At 39.7% G+C, this 21514-nt stretch carries 17 protein-coding genes, 1 pseudogene and 1 riboswitch; of the genes and pseudogenes, 14 read left to right on the forward strand and 4 right to left on the reverse strand.

Annotation, left to right across the window (positions count from 1 at the left end; genetic code table 11):
- Positions 1–4: 4 nt before the first annotated feature.
- The 6 genes from resB (at position 5) to QFZ73_RS21340 (ending at position 7593) form a co-directional block, all read left to right on the forward strand.
- Entirely contained in the window at positions 5–1654 is a 1650-nt protein-coding gene (gene resB, locus QFZ73_RS21315) for a cytochrome c biogenesis protein ResB (protein WP_307270400.1), read from the forward strand.
- A complete protein-coding gene (ccsB, locus tag QFZ73_RS21320) occupies positions 1647–2825 on the forward strand; it encodes a c-type cytochrome biogenesis protein CcsB (RefSeq protein ID WP_251435002.1) in 1179 nt (392 codons plus the stop codon). Before resB ends, ccsB begins: the two co-directional genes overlap by 8 nt.
- Before the next feature lie 295 nt (positions 2826–3120).
- Positions 3121–3837 (forward strand): response regulator, encoded by a 717-nt coding sequence (locus QFZ73_RS21325; protein ID WP_098370811.1) that lies wholly within the window; start codon positions 3121–3123, stop codon positions 3835–3837.
- Positions 3834–5627 carry an ATP-binding protein gene (locus tag QFZ73_RS21330; protein WP_307272966.1) on the forward strand — a complete coding sequence of 598 codons (1794 nt, stop codon included), beginning with the start codon at positions 3834–3836 and terminating at the stop codon, positions 5625–5627. Before QFZ73_RS21325 ends, QFZ73_RS21330 begins: the two co-directional genes overlap by 4 nt.
- 216 nt (positions 5628–5843) lie before the next feature.
- Entirely contained in the window at positions 5844–6398 is a 555-nt protein-coding gene (gene sigX / locus QFZ73_RS21335; protein WP_251435015.1) for an RNA polymerase sigma factor SigX, read from the forward strand.
- Entirely contained in the window at positions 6370–7593 is a 1224-nt protein-coding gene (locus QFZ73_RS21340; RefSeq protein ID WP_307270406.1) for a hypothetical protein, read from the forward strand. Before sigX ends, QFZ73_RS21340 begins: the two co-directional genes overlap by 29 nt.
- Positions 7594–7814: 221 nt before the next feature.
- On the opposite strand, the gene QFZ73_RS21345 is transcribed toward QFZ73_RS21340, so the two are convergent.
- Both QFZ73_RS21345 and serA read right to left on the reverse strand, forming a co-directional pair.
- Positions 7815–9173, reverse strand: a complete 1359-nt coding sequence (locus QFZ73_RS21345) for an IS1182 family transposase (protein ID WP_307270409.1) — start codon at positions 9171–9173, stop codon at positions 7815–7817.
- 304 nt (positions 9174–9477) lie between these two features.
- On the reverse strand, positions 9478–11052 hold the full coding sequence (serA, locus tag QFZ73_RS21350; RefSeq protein ID WP_251430390.1) for a phosphoglycerate dehydrogenase: 1575 nt from the start codon (positions 11050–11052) through the stop codon (positions 9478–9480).
- A 339-nt stretch (positions 11053–11391) separates the two neighbouring features.
- Positions 11392–11528, forward strand: a riboswitch (FMN riboswitch).
- Positions 11529–11694: 166 nt separating this feature from the next.
- On the opposite strand from serA, the gene QFZ73_RS21355 reads away from it, so the two are divergent.
- Entirely contained in the window at positions 11695–12276 is a 582-nt protein-coding gene (locus tag QFZ73_RS21355) for an ECF transporter S component (RefSeq protein WP_063233170.1), read from the forward strand.
- Between the two features lie 185 nt (positions 12277–12461).
- On the opposite strand, the gene QFZ73_RS21360 is transcribed toward QFZ73_RS21355, so the two are convergent.
- Positions 12462–13832 (reverse strand): IS1182 family transposase, encoded by a 1371-nt coding sequence (locus QFZ73_RS21360; protein WP_307270414.1) that lies wholly within the window; start codon positions 13830–13832, stop codon positions 12462–12464.
- Between the two features lie 138 nt (positions 13833–13970).
- Between QFZ73_RS21360 and QFZ73_RS21365 the strand changes: the two are divergent.
- Positions 13971–15308, forward strand: a pseudogene (locus QFZ73_RS21365) (IS3 family transposase).
- A 144-nt stretch (positions 15309–15452) separates the two neighbouring features.
- Here QFZ73_RS21365 and QFZ73_RS21370 read toward each other — a convergent pair.
- Entirely contained in the window at positions 15453–15701 is a 249-nt protein-coding gene (locus tag QFZ73_RS21370; RefSeq protein WP_034308087.1) for a ferredoxin, read from the reverse strand.
- A gap of 290 nt (positions 15702–15991) precedes the next feature.
- On the opposite strand from QFZ73_RS21370, the gene QFZ73_RS21375 reads away from it, so the two are divergent.
- From QFZ73_RS21375 to QFZ73_RS21400, 6 genes are all read left to right on the forward strand, one after another.
- Positions 15992–17056, forward strand: coding sequence for a YpbB family protein (locus tag QFZ73_RS21375; protein WP_307270419.1), 1065 nt, complete (start codon positions 15992–15994; stop codon positions 17054–17056).
- Complete coding sequence (locus QFZ73_RS21380) at positions 17056–18561, forward strand: RecQ family ATP-dependent DNA helicase (RefSeq protein ID WP_307270421.1); 1506 nt, start codon at positions 17056–17058, stop codon at positions 18559–18561. The genes QFZ73_RS21375 and QFZ73_RS21380 overlap by 1 nt, the downstream gene beginning before the upstream one ends.
- Positions 18551–19177: a CPBP family intramembrane glutamic endopeptidase gene (locus tag QFZ73_RS21385; protein ID WP_307270425.1), complete on the forward strand. Its 627-nt coding sequence runs from the start codon at positions 18551–18553 to the stop codon at positions 19175–19177. The genes QFZ73_RS21380 and QFZ73_RS21385 overlap by 11 nt, the downstream gene beginning before the upstream one ends.
- A complete protein-coding gene (locus QFZ73_RS21390; protein WP_307270428.1) occupies positions 19155–19967 on the forward strand; it encodes a LysM peptidoglycan-binding domain-containing protein in 813 nt (270 codons plus the stop codon). The genes QFZ73_RS21385 and QFZ73_RS21390 overlap by 23 nt, the downstream gene beginning before the upstream one ends.
- 141 nt (positions 19968–20108) lie before the next feature.
- Complete coding sequence (locus QFZ73_RS21395; protein ID WP_063233188.1) at positions 20109–20567, forward strand: YpbF family protein; 459 nt, start codon at positions 20109–20111, stop codon at positions 20565–20567.
- 95 nt (positions 20568–20662) lie between these two features.
- Entirely contained in the window at positions 20663–21478 is an 816-nt protein-coding gene (locus tag QFZ73_RS21400; RefSeq protein ID WP_307270431.1) for a metallophosphoesterase, read from the forward strand.
- The last annotated feature ends 36 nt before the right edge of the window (positions 21479–21514 follow it).

The raw sequence follows: 21514 nt of genomic DNA on the forward strand, positions 1-21514 counted from the left end.
TGACATGAAAGAAGTAAAATGCGATTGTGGTCATATAAATCCGTTTGGCACAAAGATTTGTGGGAAATGCGGGATGATGCTTGGTAACGAAAAAGAAACCAAGCTTATTGATATGAGATATGAAGGAAGTGCCAGGCGTTCTCAAACATATAAAAAAACGATCATCGATAAAATATGGAACTTCTTTTCTTCCGTAAAGGTAGGGGTGACGCTCATTGTCATTGCCTTGATCGCTTCAGCTATCGGGACGATTTTACCCCAGGAAATGTACATCCCTTCAACAGCTACGCCTGCAGAGCATTATGAACAGGAATACGGCTGGTTCGGAAGGGTGTATTATGAACTCGGGTTTCATAATTTGTATAGTTCATGGTGGTATTTGATTATCATAGGCATGCTGGGCATATCACTATTGATTGCCAGTATCGATCGGTTCTTTCCATTATATCGATCGTTAAAAAAACAAGGGGTCACACGTCATGACGGTTTCATGAAACGTCAGCGGATTTATGGGGTGACAAAGCTTGAAGACCAAGATATAAACCTTGAAGAAGTAAAGGATAGACTAAAAAGGCAGCGTTATCATATACGAGAGGAAAACGGTCATATACTTGCCGAAAAGGGTCGTTTTTCACGTTGGGGACCCTATGTAAATCATATTGGACTTATCATTTTCTTAATTGGAGCATTATTGCGTTCCGTCCCTGGGATGTATATCGACAAAGTACTTTGGCTGCGTGAAGGCGAGAGAAAAGAAATCCCGGGTACAAATGGTGAATATTACCTCCAGAATAATGAATTTACCTTAGAGGTGTATGACAAAGAAAATGAAGAAGATGAGCAGTACAGTGCTGCAATTGATAAAACCGGTACGATCGCAAAAACCTATCAATCCGATGTTACGTTGTATGAACGCAAGGGAGAAACCTTACCAGGGGAAAAAGTGGACCTTGATAAGCTTAAAGATTATAAAATCAAAGTCAATGAACCTCTGAAACATGATCATTATGCCCTCTACCAAGTAGACTATAAACTGGATGAGCTCAGTACGATGGCTTTTAATTTGATAAATAAAAAAACCGAAGAGAAATATGGTGGCTTAAAGGTTGATTTGAATAACCCTCAAAAGAAATACGAGTTGAAAGAAGGATATTCGGTTGACTTGATCAGTTACTTCCCTGATTTCGAGTTCGATGAAAAAGGCGAACCTAGAACGATATCGAAAATTCCGAATAATCCAGCATTTATCTTTAAAATGCATACTCCGGATAAGCCAGAGGGTGAAGTCAGTTTCGTAGCGATTAAGGAGACTGTGGAGCCTTTAGGGGAAAACACTTATAAAATGGCTTTTAATGGTGTGGAAACCCAAGATGTCACGGCTTTGACCGTCAGGAAGGATTTAACGCTTTGGATCCTATTCACGGGTGGTATCATTTTCATGATCGGCGTTGTCCAAGGGTCTTATTGGAATCACCGGCGTATATGGATTAAGAGGAAAGATGATGAGATATTAATGGCCGGCCATACAAACAAAAACTGGCACGGTATTAAAAGAGATATAAAGCAAGCTATAGAATCAACATCACTTTCCGAACCAATGGATCAACTTGAAGAGGAGAAATCTTCTAGTAAGGGGGAAGTTTTAAATGGCTGAATTAAGCAGTAACTTTTTATATGCAGCTTTCTTATTATATCTGATCGCTACCTTTTTATTTGGGGGATCGATCAAGGATAAACGCGGAGCGGAGGAAAAGAAACAAAACAGATGGGCTAAACTGGGGATTTTCATCACCATTCTCGGTTTCGCGGCGCAAATTGGATATTTCATCACTAGATGGATTGCCGCCGGCCATGCCCCGGTAAGTAACCTGTTTGAATTTACGACCTTTTTCGGAATGATGCTGGTCGGTGCTTTCATATTAATTTATTTTCTTTATAAAACACCTGCCCTTGGGCTATTCGCTTTACCGATTGCGTTATTGATAATCGCATATGCAAGTATGTTCCCTACAGAAATTTCGCCACTCATTCCTGCTTTGCAGAGTGATTGGCTTCATATTCATGTAACGACTGCAGCGGCAGGACAGTCGATCCTTGCCATAAGTTTCGTTACTGCCATCATTTATTTAATCAAATTCGTCGATCAGACACAACCTAGCAAAAGAACGTTCTGGCTTGAAGTCATCATGTTCATATTAGTCTGCACCATCGGTTTCGTCATCAGCACTTCTTCTTTTGCTGCCATGGATTATAAGGCGAATTTTGATTGGGTGGATAAACATGGTGCCGAGGTCAAACAGGAATTCAACCTACCGGCATTGGTAGGTCCCAATGAAGGGAAACTTATCGAGACGGATCGATTTGAACCACTGGTGGACATGCCTGCACTGATCAATGCCAAGAAACTGAATACTGTACTTTGGTCAGTCGGTATGGGACTCGTCCTGTATGGTTTAATAAGGTTGATTACTCGCAAAAGAGTGGCAGCATTGATTAAACCGATCGTTAAAAATGTGAATTTGAATTTATTGGACGAAATTAGTTATCGTTCGGTCCTTATCGGTTTTCCGATCTTTACACTCGGTGCCCTCATTTTTGCAATGATCTGGGCACAAGTGGCCTGGACACGATTCTGGGGCTGGGATCCGAAAGAGGTCTGGGCACTGGTTACTTGGTTGTTTTATGCGGCTTTCTTGCATCTGCGCATGTCGAAGGGATGGCAAGGGGAAAAATCAGCTTGGCTTGCCGTCATCGGTTTTGCCATCATAATGTTTAACTTGATATTCGTTAATCTTGTTATTGCTGGTTTGCATTCATATGCTTGATTCTGTATTGTAATAAGTAGATGAAGGGGGTCTTTTGATAGAAACGTCGAGGAGTTGGCTTATCGATTTTTCTAGAGAATGATCCCTTTTTCCGTCACTCCTTTTAATAAGAATATTTCGGTGAAATAGCATGAATGAAATCTTAGTGAGCGGTCGAAGTCTTTTTTTGTGACAAAATGGTGAAAGGTTCATGGAAGCTATGCGAAATTGGCTCTTTATCGTACTTTGTAAGGAAAAAGTATTAGTCATGGAAGTTTTCATTTTGTAGAATATATGATAGGAGGCTGATTACATAATGTATAATGCTATTAAAATTCTCGTGGTGGATGATGAGGAAAGAATCCGCCGGCTGCTAAAGATGTATTTGGAAAGAGAAGAGTACATAATCGATGAAGCAGAAAATGGAGATATGGCTTTAACGAAAGCCCTTGAAAATGATTATGATTTAATTTTATTGGATATTATGATGCCTGGTAAAGATGGAATCGAAGTTTGCCGGGAATTAAGGGAAAAGAAAACGACACCGATTATCATGCTGACTGCTAAAGGGGAAGAAGTGAACCGCGTACAAGGGTTCGAAGTGGGGACCGATGATTATATCGTGAAGCCGTTCAGTCCTCGTGAAGTCGTTTTAAGGGTTAAAGCTTTATTACGGCGCTCTTCAAGCACAAGTTACATGCAGACGGAAACGACGGCAAAAGATGTGATCGTCTTCTCGCATCTAACCATTGATAATGATGCACACCGTGTACTTGCTGATAACAAAGAGGTTTCATTAACACCAAAAGAATATGAATTATTATATTTCTTGGCGAAATCCCCAGATAAGGTTTTCGATCGGGAGCAATTGTTAAAAGAAGTCTGGCACTATGAATTCTTTGGAGATCTTCGAACTGTAGACACGCATGTTAAACGCTTACGTGAAAAATTAAACCGCATATCCGAAAACGCAGCCAAGATGATTGTCACCGTTTGGGGTGTAGGTTACAAGTTCGAAGTCATTAATGACTGATGCTATGGGGCAGTGTTGTAGGGAAGCTATGGGCAACGATCCTATTGCTCGTGTCGTTTGTATTAATCGTTTTAACCGTTCTGCTGGTCGAATTCTTTGAGAATTTTCAAATTGAAAATATTGAAAATGATTTAACCAAAACCGCTGAACAAATCATTAAGGTAACCAATGAACATCAGGGATCCAGCAACGAGGTTTTACAAATAGCTTCGGAATTAATAGGCAACGAAACGAAAATGATCATTCTTAATGATGACAAAATGGTATTCTCATCCATCGGAGGAAATAATGAGTTTGAGATCACGCCGGAATCCATTAAAAATGATTCTGATTTGCTCAAGGTTTTTACGGAAAGAAAGACTGTAAAAAAAGAAATGGCGATATCCGATGATGCGGATAACGAGGAATTATCCGCAATCGTTGTAGGCATTCCACTTGAATTGAACGGGGAACAGGATGAAGTTTTCCTATTTCAATCGTTGGAGTCCATGGAAGAAACCACAAAGTCCACTACACAGTTCATTTTATTGGCAGCGGGCATCGCCATTATTTTGACAACGATTTTTGCTTTCTTTTTATCTACAAGAATCAATGCCCCATTGGTGAAGATGAGGGAAGCCGCTCTAGCGATTGCCCGGGGGAAATTTGATACGAAGGTCCCGATTCTGACTCAAGATGAGATCGGTGAGCTGGCCATAGCGTTTAATCAGATGAGGAAGCAACTGAAATTCAATATGAATGCACTTAGTCAGGAAAAGGAACATCTCTCAAGCATTCTTAGCAGTATGGCTGATGGGGTCATTACCTTTAATAAGGATGGCACAATTCTGGAAACGAATCCGCCAGCGGAAAGGTTTCTGCAATCCTGGTACTTTGAAAAGGGCTTTAACCGGAAAGATGACGTGAATGTCCCCTTGGTTTTGATGAATCTATTTGATGAATCAGGGTCCTTCGATAAGGAGCAAGTCGGTGAAATCACCTTACAGGGCCGTGATTGGGGATTTATTGTCAGTCCGCTATATACAAATGCCGAAAATATTCGCGGAGCGGTGGCCATCATACGGGATATGAGTGATGAAAGACGTATGGACAAACTTAGGACGGATTTCATAGCGAATGTCTCCCATGAGTTAAGAACGCCGATTTCAATGTTGCAAGGTTATAGTGAAGCGATCGTGGATGACATTGCGAGCAGTGAAGAGGAAAAGGTGGAAATGGCCCGTATCATCTATGATGAGTCTTTGAGAATGGGACGTTTAGTCAATGATCTCCTCGATCTAGCAAAATTGGAATCGGGTAAAATGAACCTTAGCTATGAATGTGTACCTATTTCCCCTTATTTAAAGAGGATTACAAGTAAGTTTTCCGGGTTAGCCAAAGAAAAAGGGATTACAATATCAGCCAGTCTGCAAGACAATCAAATTCAATGGCATTTCGATCCCGACCGTATTGAACAGGTTTTGACCAATTTAATTGATAATGCGATTCGTCATACTCCTCCAGGCGGTAACATTGATGTCATTCAGAGGACAAGTGATCGAAGGGGTCTGATAATTGATGTGAGGGACTCTGGATCCGGAATTCCCGAAGAAGATTTACCTTTTGTATTCGAGAGGTTTTATAAAGCGGATAAAGCAAGGACCCGCGGCCGTTCGGGTACCGGATTGGGTTTGGCAATCGTGAAAAATATAATCAATGCCCATGATGGCTACATTTCGGTAAACAGTTTACCAAATAAAGGGACGACGTTCAGTTTTATTTTGCCTCGAATTATGGAAAATGCTGAATGAATGACGGGTGGCATGCCAAAAGATCTTATTTCATAAGGAACTGAGAAGACAAAGGCAATTGGATTTCTTTCCAACTTGCCTTTGTTTTTTTAGGAAACAAGATAAGAAGTCCCGGATATGTGGAAATTAACGGAATATTATAATAAGATTGAAGCCGAGGTATGTAACTTTTATTTAGGATTGACGACTATATTTATGAACGGATGTGGGGAAATGATGGATTCCGTTTTCCACGATCTTTATGAAAAATATCATCAGGAAATATATCAATTCATTTTTTATATGACTAAAAATCGAGAAACGGCTGAGGACCTTGTTCAGGAGGTCTATATCCGGGTGATGAAGGCCTATGAACGCTTCGAAGGAAAAAGTAGTGAAAAAACGTGGATGTATTCGATTGCAAGAAATGTGGCGATTGATTACTTTCGGAAACAAAAAGGGTGGAAAGACAAAATCTTTCCTAACTTTGATTGGGATAGGCAATTGATAAAGGATAAAGAGCCCATTCCCGAAGAAGTGGCTATCATGAACGATGAAATCCAAAATATTTATCAATGCTTAAACCGGTGTACCGTCGATCAAAGATCCGTCATCATTTTACGGTATATTCAGGGATTGTCCATTACGGAAACTGCTGAAGTATTGAATTGGAGTGAAAGTAAGGTGAAAACGACCCAGCACCGTGCTTTAAAGGCTATCAAAAAGTTGATGGAAGAATTATCAGGGAAGGAGGGCCACCGCATTGAGAAGATCCCGTTGGAAAGAAAATGAAATTGAAGACATGCTACGCGAGCTTCCGAAATTAAAAGATGACCGAACCAAGGCAGAGGTGTTTGCGAAAATACATAATAAGAAGAGAACGAAACACTGGATACCTCTAATTGCGGGTGTTGCCTCCTTATTCTTAATGGTTGTTTTGGCATCATCGATAATTATTGAAAAAAAAGGAACGACAAGTCAAGAGGGCAGCGGCAGTAGTGGGAAATTATCCATATCTGAAAATAAGGAAATGGCAGATCTTGAACGGCAGGATGCAAGTAACAAAGAAAATCCTTCAGAAGATAAACAGTATAATCAAGAGTTTTCGAGTAAGCAAGCTGAAATCGAATCTAAAGACAAGGTTTCAGAAATGGAACCCCGAAAAGGGGAAAAGGCAAAAACTTTTGCACAAGCAATCTATCAAGATGACCTTAAAAATGCATCGATCATTACGATGGGTGTCCCAGATGATCAAATGAATTTCATCGTTCCCATTTCAATTAAACTCAAACATTATGACGAAAGTGATACACTGAATCAGTTAGTTAATCAAATGTCCGAAATCGAAGAAGAGCAATATGGGCTATCTGACTATTTTCCACTTGATATAAAGATTAGCCAAGGAAACGATATGACCACTGCTCATATTGATTTTCAAGAAAAAAGCCAATTATTGGATGAAGATACCCTTTTTCTCCATTCGATGGAGGAAACGCTTTCCTATAACAATATAGAGAAAATGACATTTTCTACAGGTGGTAAGCAAGGAGCCAGGTTTGCGCATGCGGGATATTTAAAGGAGGTGGATATACCTCATCAAAAAAATCGCACATACCTTCTTTACCAAAGGGATGAGACCTCCCCAAGGTTACTTGTTCCAAGCAATATGGGCTATCAGGACTTTGAAGAGGCGCTGCAAGCTGGAAAAGGGGAGGCGGACATCGAGGGGATTTCACCTGCAATCCCGCATGACCTGAAATGGGAAAGGATAAGCTCTTATGGAGATCTTGTGATCATTCAATTATCAGATCAAGCTGCCATTGAAAATGATGAGGAATCCCTTCAAGCTTTAGAAGCCATACTCTTCATAGCCAAGGATTTTGGTTTTGAAAAAGTGAAGTTTGAAAATGCTCCTATTGAAGAGGTAGGGCAGCTGAATTTAACTGAAGATATATTGGTGCCCAAGGCACCGAACCAAGTGAATTGATGCAACTATATGATGGCGAGGTTTCCCATATGATGGCGTTATAAACACCCTGTCTATGGTTGGTAAAAGCTCCTTGCATTCAAAGAAAAAGTGCCCGCGCTTACGGGCACTCAGTTTGTAGACAAAAGGGGTTCGGAATTAAAAAATTCTGAACCCCTTTTGAAATTCCCTTTGAATTTTCGCCTAAAGTTAAGAGATTGGGGCTCTACGAGCCCACTATGTTAGGCCATTTTTGGACCTCGCCATGTCCAATTGGCCATCTTCTTTAAATTAATGGCAGCGAAAGTAAGCATCGCCTGCATCGACAATTTTTTAAGTCCCCTTAAAGTAGTCCAACGCATACCATGCTTTTCTTTTGCAACTGCGAATACACGCTCAATCGTTTCTTTACGTTTTGCATATATAGGTTTTACATCTTGATGATGACGCAGATGATCTGCTTCTTCCACATGTGTTTGCCAGATATGCCGTGTCACCACTTTTTGACAGTCTTTGCTTTCTGTACACCGAGATAAAAATGAGCATGTTGTACAAATTTGTTTTGGCGATTTGTACTCGCGATAGCCCTCTTTATTTGTTGTTGAGTACTTTAAAGTTTCGCCCGAAGGGCAAAGGTAACAATCAAAATGTTCATCGTATACATAGTCCTGTTTGCGGAAAAATCCTTCTTTGGTGCGAGGACGTGTATAAGGTAAAGCCGGTATGATTTTTTTGTTAAATAGGTAGCTTGTAATCGCTGGTGTTTTATAAGCTGCATCTGCGGCAACGGCTTCCGGTTTTCCAACTTTCTCAATCACTTGTTCAACTAGTGGCTCTAAGATCTGACTGTCATGTGTATTTCCAGGTGTTACAATCGTTCCCAATACAAAACCGTTGCGGTCTGCGGCCGCGTGGAATGAATAGGCAAACTGTTTTGTTCGTTCATCTTTCACATAGTAGCCACTCTCAGAATCCGTTGTACTTTCTTTAATCTCTTTGGTCTCTTCTTTATCAAATTTATCTGGTGGAAAAGGCTTTTTTCCATGGTTTTCACGATCTTGATTGATTTCTTCTTGAAGACGTCCTTGATACGCTCGTGTTTCTTTACGAACGATTTTCTTTTCAAATTTCCGTTTATTCGCACTGGCTTTCACATGTGTGGAATCCACGAAAACGTGTTCAGCACTTATTAACTTTTTATTAGCAGCTGTCATTAAAATGCGATAGAAAATCTGTTCAAACAGGTCTGTATCTTTAAAGCGTCGCTCATAATTTTTCCCGAATGTAGAGAAATGAGGTACTTTATCATGGAAACCATAGCCTAAGAACCAACGGTAAGCCATATTGGTTTCAACTTCTTCAATCGTTTTACGCATGGAACGAATACCGAAGGTATATTGAATGAAAGTCAGTTTAACTAAAATAACTGGATCAATACTTGGGCGTCCTACCTCTGAATACATATCTTTCACCAAGTCATAAATGAAAGTGAAGTCAATGGCAGCCTCCATTTTACGAACCAAATGGTTCGGTGGCACCAGTTGATCTAAAGTAATCATTTCAAGTTGATCTCGCTGAATAGAATCATGTTTAGAAAGCATCCTCATCACCTCAAGTTTTAATACTTCTATTTTAAAACAAAAATGACTCCAGGCAAAAGTGTTCTATCTAAAAGGGAAGACAAAGTTGATTGGAACGGAAGGTACGAGACTCCTGCGGGAAAAGCGCGTCTAGGGGAGACCCCGCAGGCGAAAGCCGAGGAGGCTCCCCGACCGCCCGCGGAAAGCGAGTGCCTGGAGTGGAAATCAACGTCCAAATTGTACAAGCCATAAAAATAGACAAACTCGATTTTCATCGAGTTTGTCTACAGTCTGAGTGCCCGCGCTTACGGGCACTTTTTTCTTCTTATAATGAAATACGGGCCATGAATGTAATTTCTTCTGTTTCCATTAAAAATTGTTTCATGTTGTCTTCTAATGGTAAATCAAAGCTCAAAACCATGATGGCTTCCCCGCCAGCTTCTTTTCGGCCAACCTGCATGGTGGCGATATTCACCCCGTGATCACCTAGGACCTTACCTACGTTACCGATTACACCAGGTTTATCGGTATGCTGTATGTAAAGTAAATTCGATTCTGGATGGAAGTCGATTTTGAAACCATTCAAACTTACAATCCGAGAACCGTAATTTTCGATATAGGTCCCACTGATTGTTAATTCACGGTTGTCACCTTTTACTTTAAGGCTGATCAAATTCGAGTAACCTAAAGAGTCCGCAGAGATTTTTTCACCAACGGTTATGCCACGCTCTTTTGCGATCAACAAGGCATTCACTTCATTGACTGATGCATCAACTCTTGATCTGAAAAAGCCAGAGATTAGACTTTTTGTAAGAATCGCTGTATCGAAATCCAATGATTCCCCTGCATACGTAACGGAGATTTCCTGAATTCCTTCATTCATGCACTGAGAAGCAATGGATCCCATTTGCTGAACAAGTTGATGGAATGGCTGTACCTTTTCAAACACTTCTTTAGATATGGCTGGAAGGTTGATTGAACTTGAGACTGGGTTTCCTTCGAAATAAGTCAATACTTCCTGGGCAACCTGTACGGCAACATTTAATTGTGCTTCTTTCGTGGAAGCACCTAGATGCGGTGTAGCAATGACGCTATCAAGTTCAAGGAGTTTATGGCCAATTGGAGGTTCTTCGACGAAAACGTCCAGTGCCGCCCCTGCAACATGTCCTTCAACTAACATTTCATATAAATCATCCTCGTCTAGAATTCCACCACGGGCGCAGTTCAGTACATAAACCCCTTTTTTACAGGTAAGCAGTTTTTCTTTATTGATTAATCCTCTAGTATCATTCGTTAGTGGTGTATGAACAGTAATGATGTCTGCTTTAGGAAGCAATTCATCTAACGGCAGGGCCGTTACGGACATTTTCTTTGCACGATCGACAGTCAGGAACGGATCATAGACAATGACATCCATGCCAAACACTTTCGCACGTTTGGCAATTTCCCCTCCGATACGTCCAAAGCCAACTATACCTAATGTTTTACCACGAAGTTCAGTTCCCGTATATGAAGAACGTTTCCACTCCCCCTTCTTCAGTGAAGCATAGGCTTGCGGAATATGGCGCATTAATGAAGCCATCATGGCGAATGTATGTTCAGCTGTTGAAATGGTATTGCCGTCAGGTGCATTAACCACGACAATCCCCCGTTTTGTCGCCGCGGGGATGTCTATGTTATCAACACCGACACCAGCGCGTGCTATAATTTTTAACTGCGGCATACGGTTCATTAAATCTTCCGAAACCTTTGTTGCACTTCTCACAAGAATTGCATCGATCTGATCAAGTTCGTTTGCAGCTTCCTTTACGGTCTTCTGAATGAGATGAATATTGGATGCCTCTGAGAGCGGTCCGAGTCCTTCTGGTTTAATGGCGTCTGCTACTAAAATCCGATACACGTCTAAACACCTTCCTAGGGAAAAGAATTATCTTAAATTTCAGTTAATTTTACAATTGAAATGCTGATTATGTCAATTTGGCTTATCTGGATGTAAGCGCTTAATAAAATGATTATCATCTGATCAATTGTTTAATGTCGCGATATAAATGACTTCGTCTTCGTTTTCGTAATATAAAAAAAATTTTTCATTATTTTAAATTGTCATTTTGTATATCACAAAGTATTTTAAGCCATTCACTGTGACAATCGATATTCATCTTAAAAGCATCAACTGAGAAAAAATGCTATCAAAAAAAAGGAATTTCAGATATAATGGGAGGTATAAAAAAATTTATAGGTCTATCTTCGGGGCGGGGCGCAATTCCCCACCGGCGGTGATGAAGGAATTTCTTCTTCTAAGCCCGCGAGCCTTACAAGGCAGGATTTGGTGTGATTCCAAAGCCGACAGTATAGTCTGGATGGGAGAAGATGGAGGTTCCTGAGTGCGTTTCAACAGTTTTTTGCTGAACGTTTGTTTGATGTAACCTTTAATTTATCCCTTTAATTCTATTGGAATTAAAGGTTTTTTTATTGAGCATCAACATGATTAAGGAACCCTAACCTCTTTTTCAGGTAGATCGGAAAAGAAGGAGAGAGAACTATGAAAAAGAACAAAGTGAAAAAAACGGTCACACTTGCCATGATGGGAAGCATTTCTTATTTATTGATGCTTTTAAATTTTCCTTTTCCAGGATTCCCTCCATTTCTCAATGTTGATTTTAGCGACATACCAGCACTGATGGCGGCATTGATTTTCGGTCCGATGGCTGGAATTCTTGTTGAGTTCATTAAAAACCTATTGGATTTAGTAATGACAGGGACCTTGACTGCTGTACCTGTGGGGCATATCGCTAACTTTATAGCCGGAATACTGTTCGTCTTGCCGACTTATTATGTATTTCAGAAAATCAATTCAAAAAAAGGGATGACGTTCGCTTTACTTGCAGGGACAGTTTCCATGGCAGTATTTATGAGTGTTTTAAACTATTTTGTCTTTTTACCGGCTTATACCTTCTTTATGGGATGGGATGCAATGTCGGCACCCGAGTCAAGAAAGTTCGTTACGACGGCAATCCTGCCTTTCAACGTGATAAAAGGCGTGCTCATCACATCTGTATTCATGTTGCTTTTCATTAAATTACAGACATGGATCAATAAGCAAACATTATATAAAAATGCTTAATGGCATTGACGATAGAAATAAAAAACAACCGGATATCCTGAACTATACCCCGGATAACGGACACACATAAAAAAGTGTCCCTTATGGGGCTGTTGACAAAATGGGGAGAGCTTTTGCTTCTTCCCCATTTTGATTTTTATCGTTAATTGCTTGTTTATTGATTATTCTTCTTCATTTTTTTGTAGCTAGTTCATTACTTTTACCATTCGTTTTAAGTTTAAGGCCAACGCCGAAAAGAGGCATTGTTCATGGATTTTTTGAATGCCCCTCTTATATGTCTTATATAAATTGTGCTTTATTTTCATGGTGCCAAATGAGCCTTCACACCAGACTCTTCTTAGTTTTTGAACCAGTTTGTAATCACTTGTTTTTGTCCTTTTCATGTTTTCTTCTAATAGTTCATGGGCGATGGGGCGTGATATGGTTCTTTTAGTCGCTGTTTTCCCGAAGCATTCCACTCTGAAAGGACAGACTTTACAGTCTTGGGTTTTTGCCGAATAGGTCTTGTAATTTGTTTCGCCCTTTCTCATTAAATGTGTAAAGGCTAGTTCCTTCTTATTTTGACATAGGTATATATCGTTTTCGCTATTATAAGTGAACTCCCGATGCGAGGTTGTCTTAAACGCCGAATCATAATGAGTGGGACTGATATACCCCGTTATGCCTAATTTTTTTAATCCATGGTGAATAGGCGTTGTATCGTATCCACGATCCGCCCCTACATTCTTAATATTTAAATGAAACTTCTCTTTTATCACTTTCAAGCGTTCTACGTAAGGTTCGCAGTCATTTACATTTCCTGCACTCGGATGAATATCTATTATGATTCCGTTTTGGGTATCAATGCTGGTATGAGCCAAATAGTGGGGACCTGATGGTTTCCCGGGTCGATTTAATAACCCTGAATCAGGATCGGTTTTAGAGACGGACACTATTTTTGTAGTAGACTCTTTCGGTTTTCTCCCAGCCTTTTTTCGGCCAACGTTTTCTCTTTTCTCCTGCAGTTCTTTTTCAAGCTTCTTTGCCTCTTCTTCAAGAGTATTTAAATACTGGGAAGGAGTCTTCTCAACCTCAACCTTTTTCACCTGATCCTTAGAAGCACTGGCTTTTATATGGGTAGAATCTGTCACAATGGTTTCCCCTGTGACCAATCCTTTTTCAATGCATAGTGAAACAGTGTGATCGAAGATTTCTTGGAATACGGCACTGTCTTTGAACCGTCTTCGACGATTTTGACTAAAAATAGAGTGGTCGGGAATTCGATCAGTTAGATCAAGTCCTAAAAACCATCTATAAGCAAGATTTAAATGAACCTCCTGTTCAAGTTCGCGTTCTGAGTCAATATTAAAAAGATAGCCGATAAGCAACATCTTGAAAAGGAGGACGGGATCCAAAGACTTCCGGCCCAGTTTCGAATAAAAACTTTCCATTTTAACGTATATAAAAGAGAAGTCAATTCTCTCCAATATTAAGCGGAGAATATGATTAGTAGGAACAAAATCGTTCAAATCAATAAACTCCATTTTGCTTTGGTACTCATCATTGCGTCCCATCATAGAAATCCCTCCAATAAAAAACCTGCATAGAATAAATTCTATACAGGTTTCAGAAATTCCTTTTAGATTGTCAACAGCCCCCATATCCGGGGTTTTTTATGTTTCAATAGGTGTAATGAGTATGGACGGAGGGTTTCTATGAGTAAGAATATATATACTGAATTTCAGATTAAAGAACTTGAAAAGAATCCAAATATCATAAGTGCTTCAGAGCGTTCTATTTCCTATAATCCCGAATTTAAAACAAATGCTGTTAGGAATATAAAAAAGGGAAATCCCCCTCTCAAATTTTCATAGAACATGGATTTAATCTCGAAATAATTGGTAAGGAACAACCTAAGCGTTGTCTACAGCGCTGGCGTGATACCTTTGAAAGGTTTGGCGAGGAAGGCTTCCTTACGGAACGCCGTGGAAAAGGAAGTACAGGACGCCCTTCTTCCAAGCCACAGTCTATAGAGAATCAACTTAGGAGGGCCGAAGCGAGAATCAAATTCCTTGAAGCAGAAAATGATTTCCTAAAAAAGCTGGAAGAGTTAGAAAGGCGGGCGTTGAAAAAGAAATAATTCTAACTGCAGCTGAGAAGTTCTATCTGATTGAAAGAACCATCAGGACATACCATTTAAAGAAGGCTGTTCCCTATCTATGCAAATTGGCTGGTGTAAGTCGAAGTGGCTACTACGATTGGTTAAAGGCAGCTCTAACCCGTGAGCTACGCGAGGAACAGGATGATTTGGACATAGAATTAATTAAAAGTATATTCCTCAGTAAAAAGGAAAAACGTAGGCGCCCTCCAAATCAAAATGGTTATGGAAAATGATTATTCGGCCGTCATGAATCATAAGAAAATCAGACGATTGATGGCAAAATATCATCTCTTCGCAAAAATCAGAAGGGCCAATCCGTATGTGAAAAATGGCTAAGGCAACCAAGGAGTACCTTACTTGTTCAAACCTTCTTAATCGTGAATTCAAACAGGAGGAGCCAAGGGAAATTCTGCTTACTGACATTACCTACCTTTATTATGGAAAGGGTCAAAAAGCGTATTTGTCATGCGTATAAGATACGGCTATAAAAGAAATAGTTACGTATCATTTATCCACGTCATGGATATGAATATCGTTTATGAAACTTTAAACAAGCTAAGGCAGGCTGTGAATCACGAGTTCCATCCGAGTGCAATCCTGCATTCTGACCAAGGATTCCATTACACCCATCCGCTATTTCAAAACAAAGTGAAGGAACTTGGGCTAACCCAATCCATGTCCCGCAAGGGAAACTGTTGGGATAATCCGCCGATGGAAATTTTTTTTTTTTGGCCACTTTAAAGATTTAGCAGAATATAAAACATGTACTAATTTAACGGATGTGAAGGAAGAAGTTGATCGAGTTATAGAAGAATACAATGAGTGTCGTTATCAATGGGGACTAAAGAAAATGGCCCCGGTACAATACCGGGACCACCTATTAGCCGCATAGGCACTTTTTTATACTGTCCGAAAAGTGGGGCATAGTTCATCCATATTCGGTTGTTTTTTATTTCTATTCAATTTTGGTATGAGAACATGTAATGCGACTTTGGCAAAAAGAAAAGCCATTCTCGATTGAAAATGGCTTGTACCTTTATTCGAACTTTAGTGCATCGCCGTCAAATGCCTCGTCAGCAACTTTAATAGAATCCGTTGGGCATCCTTCAAATGCATCCATCATGTCATCTATAAGTACATCTGGAATTTCAACGATTCCCTCGTTATCGTCAAGGGTAACAAATGCAATCCCTTCGTCATCGTAATCATATATATCTGGTGCCGCTGCTCCGCATGCTCCACAAGCTATGCATGTTTCTTTATCCACAATAGTAAATTTAGCCATGAATATAACCCCTCCTAAGTTGATTAACAACTGATAATCTTTTTATTTCAGATTATTATCTCTTTCTTATTGTAAGACCGAATGCCAAACTTTTCAATAGAAATTGTATTGATAATGACTATCATGTATCTGAATGTCAACAAAAAACATTGAAATAATTAACTTGGTTCTTTCCTTGGTTCGTCATTCAGTCACATAATTGCCCTTGTATTCATCAATAATAACGGCGATTTTTGCAGTTTTTTGTTACAATGGGTTTATTGGTTAAATGAAACAAGGATGTGAGTCCCATGAATAATTATCTACAGGCCATCATTCTATATGCGATAAAAAAATTTCAAGGCGAACGTTCCATTTATGCTATATACCATATGCTGCAGGGGAAGAAATCGTCACAAACAATCCAGGATGCCCATTTATTCGGGTTAACGGATATTTTTGGGACAATACCTCGATTTACCCGTCAGCAATTAAATCAAAACATTGAACATTTACTTAAGCATGACTTGATTAAATTAACGGATAAATCAGATGCGTATGAAATTAGTATGCAAGGTGAGGAAATGTTAGCCGATTACTTTAAAAATAATCCATTTCCGACGTATATAAATGGTTGGAAGTATCACAATATCACCCCGGTTTTCTGGGGAAGATTAAACTTACTCGTTCAAACCATATCCCATATTGTCCACAATGAAAGACGTTTTTATCCGATACAACGAAATCCCAAAATCCAATTCTTCGTAAAGGAGTTTTTACATGCCAATCGTCAGGATCGATCCTTGATTGCCCAACATCTATATGATGAACTGATATCCCTTTTAGAAAGTCAAAGTGATATGAAACGAGACATTTTCATTTTGAATTTAACCGGGATAAACAGGATTGGACTTACGTTTGAACAGATTGCAAAAAGGAAAGATGTAGAAGAAGAATATGTTCGTTTTACATTCCTTGACTCATTGCATCAAATGCTTGCAGAAATGGAAACGGGAAAGGCTTACCCTCTCTTGTCCACATTAACCAATGATTGGAAAAGAAGTGGGAATCCTCATTTGACACAATCTACACAGATTACTTTACGATACATCCAGGAAGGGAAAAATCTGGGTGAGATAGCTGAAATCCGTAGATTGAAAGTCAACACCATCGAAGATCACCTCGTAGAAATTGTTTTAACGGACAAGAGTTTTCCGATTTCGGATTATGTGACCATCGAGGATGAGAGGGAAATTGATGAAGCTATTAAGGAACTTGGAACGAAAAAGCTTAAAGCAATCAAGCAGATGGTCGATAATAAACAGATAAGCTTTTTCCAAATAAGACTTGTACTTGCGAAAATAGGTGATGGATGATGAATATGGAACGAGTCCTCAAAGAAAAATTCGGATTTGATGAATTCCGTCCTGGACAAAAGGAAGTGGTTGAATCATTGATGTCCGGCCGTCATACTTTAGCGATGCTACCGACCGGATCAGGTAAATCATTATGTTACCAGCTGCCGGCTTATCTTTTAAATAAGACTGTCCTAATTGTCTCCCCGTTATTATCATTAATGCAGGATCAGGCAGATCAGCTGAAGATGAGTGGCGAAAAAAGTGTATTGACGCTCAACTCTTTTTTGACGCTAAATCAAAAAAGGAAAGCTTTCGACCGGTTACATAGTTATCGTTTTATCTTTTTATCTCCTGAAATGCTAAGCCTGGATGGTGTGATAAAATCCTTGAAATCCATAGAAATAGGTTTGTTCGTCATAGATGAAGCACACTGCATCTCACAATGGGGGTATGATTTCCGTCCGGATTATTTGAATTTAGGAGAAGTGAGGCGTGAATTGAACAATCCGTTGACTCTTGCCCTGACAGCAACTGCAACCGATGAGGTCCGGAGGGACATCGTTGGCAAACTCAACATTGGGTCGGTCAATGAAACAGTTTCATCTGTTGATCGGGAAAATATTGCAATTATTGTTGAGCGAATGTTCAGCTATGATGAGAAGCTAGCCCGTGTGCTGGAGCTTGTCAGGAAATTTACGGGAAGCGGGATTATTTATTTTTCCTCTAAAAAAGTGGCGGAATCGGTCACTGGGTTTTTACAGGAGAACGGGATCGATAGTGTCAATTATTATCACGGTGGAATGGAACAGGAACAAAGGATGCTCATTCAGCAGCAATTCATTTCCGGCCAGCTAAAAATTATATGTGCAACAAGTGCTTTTGGAATGGGTGTGAATAAATCCGATGTCAGATATGTTATACATTTTCATCTCCCATCGACAATGGAAGCATATCTTCAGGAGATAGGCAGGGCGGGAAGGGATCGGAAGCAAAGTGTGGCTGTCTTATTATATGGCGAAGGGGATGAAGGGCTTCCCCTTCATTTGATGGAGCAACAGTTGCCTACTGAATCGCAAATCGATGGTGTATGTTCTTTCCTTAATGCATCACAGAAAATTCCGGTGAATTTGACCCTCTCAGAAAAAGAACAGCTGTCTCAATCCTTTTCGTTGAACGAAATCCAGCTGCGTTTTTTTACCCAGTTTATTACGGGCAATGACTTACATCAAGTGGCAGAGATGAAAGAGTATTGTCAAGAGAGGAAATCCAGGAATCAAGAAAAGCTACATAAATTCCTTCACTGGATATATACACAGGAATGTCGCCGTTTAGGGATACTGGACTACTTTGGAGAAAAGCATCGGGAAGTAAACCCCATCTGCTGTGATATCTGTGGGATGGATGCCGAAAAAATGGCTGATGTATGGCCGGAAGTCAAGGTGGATCCGGTCAATTCCTTTACCACGTGGAAAAAGGAATTGGCTTATATCTTATTAAAAAAGGAAAATGGCAATGAAAAATAAGCAAGCTGAAATAATTAAACAACTTACAGATAAACAGTTGCTATATAATTTATTTCTTACACAAATTATTCTCTTAACGTTAGCCATCTTTTTAGGTATTATTTTATTTAAGGACCGTTCTGCTTTTTTCGACTTATTTATCTTTGATGACCTGAACATTTTGCTGATTGGAATTCCCGCTGGAGTCATTGTCGTGTTATTTGACTTATTGCTTATGAAAGTGACACCATCTTCCTATCAGGATGATGGTGGTATTAACGAACGCATTTTCAGTAATTTGTCATACCCGATGATTTTTGTCGTAGCTTTAGTCGTAGCGATAAGTGAAGAAGTATTATTCCGTGGAGTGTTGCAAACACATTTTGGTTTGCTTCTTACGAGCCTCATTTTTGCAGCCGTTCATTATCGTTACCTTTTTAATTGGTTTTTATTTTTAAATGTTTTGGTTTTGAGCTTCTTTATCGGTTTTCTATTTGAAATGACCAATAATATCATCGTGACGATAACGGCCCACTTTTTGATTGACTTGATCCTTGGTATTTTAATCAGGAACAAAAAACAAAGAGGGTTTAGCAAGAAAGGGGGTGACTTGAATGAGCCGGGTACAAAAGAATGAAAAAGAAAACGATCAGGCTGGTGAACTTCGTTCGCGAATTGAACGTCAGAAGGCTAAGTCATCATTGCCCAAGCGGAGCAAAGTCCACCAGAATAAAAAGAAAAAAAGTAAAGTGAAGATTAAGTTCCCGATGATACAATTATTAGCGTTATTTTTTATTTTACTTCCAATTGGATTTTACACTCTTTATACATATCTGCAGGATAGGCCAGTACCTTATACGAAAAGTGACCAAGTCGTCTTTAAAGATGATGAATCGATTCCAACTACAGCAACGGCAGATGATTTAAAGGAAAAAGAATCGGCAAAGGCTGGAGCTGAGAAAGAAAAAGAAGAAGCTGAGGCCAAAGCGGAGCAAGAAGCTGAAGAAAAGGCCAAAGCGGAGCAAGAAGCTGAAGAAAAGGCCAAAGCGGAGCAAGAAGCTGAAGAAAAGGCCAAAGCGGAGCAAGAAGCTGAGGAAAAGGCCAAAACGGAGCAAGAAGCTGAAGAAAAGGCCAAAACGGAGCAAGAAGCTGAGGAAAAGGCCAAAGCACAGCAAATAGCTGACAAAAAAGCAAAGAAGGCAGCAGCAGAAAAGAAAAAGGCTGCCGAAAATGTTCAAGCCGCGAAACCGGATAAAGAGGGTTATAAAGTTGTCTTACATACTGTTCAAGGTGAAGAAACATTATTTCGCATTTCCATGAATTACTACAAATCACAGGAAGGGATTGCTCTGATCAGGGAGTGGAATGGGCTGAGTGGCAATGAAATTTCCAAAGGTCAGGTATTGAAAATTCCGATCAAGAAATAACGATGGCACTCTGTCTTTATAGGCAGGGTGTTTTTTAATTGTTTGACTTGGTTCAGTATGAAGGCAAACGTGATAGGTACTTTATCATTTTTTCCACTACTCTTTCATATCATGATTTGAAAGAGTAGAGGAGGAAATGCGATGGAATCGACAATCATTTTATTGGATGAGAAAACGGATCAAGCAACAAAACAAATGCTGCAGAATGTCGTGGATCGAAAGAAAAAATTCGAGGCACTTAAAAAGAAACACCTTCAAAGCTTATGGGCAACCATGATTGTTGCTGCCCTTTTTATGATTTATCTTTATTTTTATATCGTTGTACCTTATTCCTATTCCTTTTTCAGTATGTTTAGTGTTTTTGTCGACCATTTTAGTCATTTCCTTTTTTTGGCGGCAGCAATTGGTCTATATGGATATATGGTTTTAATTAAAAAAAAGCTTGATAAAGCTGAAAAGGAGTTTCAACTGCTACGCTGTGAAATCATTAATAAAAGTAAGCAATTGTGGGAAAAAGAGGAAGAATGGAAAAGTCGCCATAAGGTTTTTGAAATGATGAAGAAGAATTATGATATTAACTTATATCATGAAAATAAATGATGATCGCGTTAAATCATATTTAATTGCGGGTAATATGGTTTTATGGTTATATGAAAGTACGTTTGGGATAAGGATGGAAAGAAGGTTTTACTAAGATGTTATGGTTATCTGGATTATTTTTAGTCATCATTCTGCTGTCATTTGCCACGATCATTTACATGTGGCGTACGGCAATGCAAGATAGGGTGATTTTTCAAGACTTATATTTCAAAGACTTTCCTGAAGGCTTTGGTGATGTTCGGATTTTTTTCATATCCGATCTTCATCGACGGATCGTTGCGGACAAATTAATTGAGGAAGCTCGTGACAAGGCAGATTTGGTTATAATCGGCGGTGACATTAGGGAAAGCGGGGTTCCCTTAGAACGTGTGGAAAAAAATATATTGAAACTGAAAGAACTTGGTCCCCTATATTTTGTTTGGGGTAATAATGATTATGAAGGAGACTTCCATGAACTGGATGCGACTCTTTTGAAACACGGTGTGAAAATCCTTGATAATACAGCTGTTTCTTTTGAGTCTCAAAATGGCAGCAAAATCGCTCTTCTGGGCATTGATGATATATCGGAAGAACGTGATAGGCTTGACCTTGCCCTGTCGGATTGCGGGAATGAAGATTTTCGGATTTTGGTGAGCCATAATCCATTGGTCAAGAAACAGTTGACTCCGGAATACCATATTAGTCTCGTCCTGTCAGGTCACACCCATGGCGGGCAGATTCGCATATTCGGATTCGGGCCCTATCAGATCGGCAGCATTAAAAAAGAGGGGGACTGTTTATATATGACGAGTAACGGCTATGGGACAAGCGCAGTGCCTTTAAGGCTTGAGGCTAAGCCGGAAACGCACCTCTTCACCCTGAAAAGGGGGACAGACACTGAAATAGGCGAAGCTGTGGAAAAAACCTACTAGGCTGCTATTAATCGAGCATATCGGGATTTTACAGAC

Source organism: Peribacillus sp. V2I11 (genome assembly GCF_030817135.1).
Classification (GTDB): Bacteria; Bacillota; Bacilli; order Bacillales; family DSM-1321; genus Peribacillus; species Peribacillus simplex.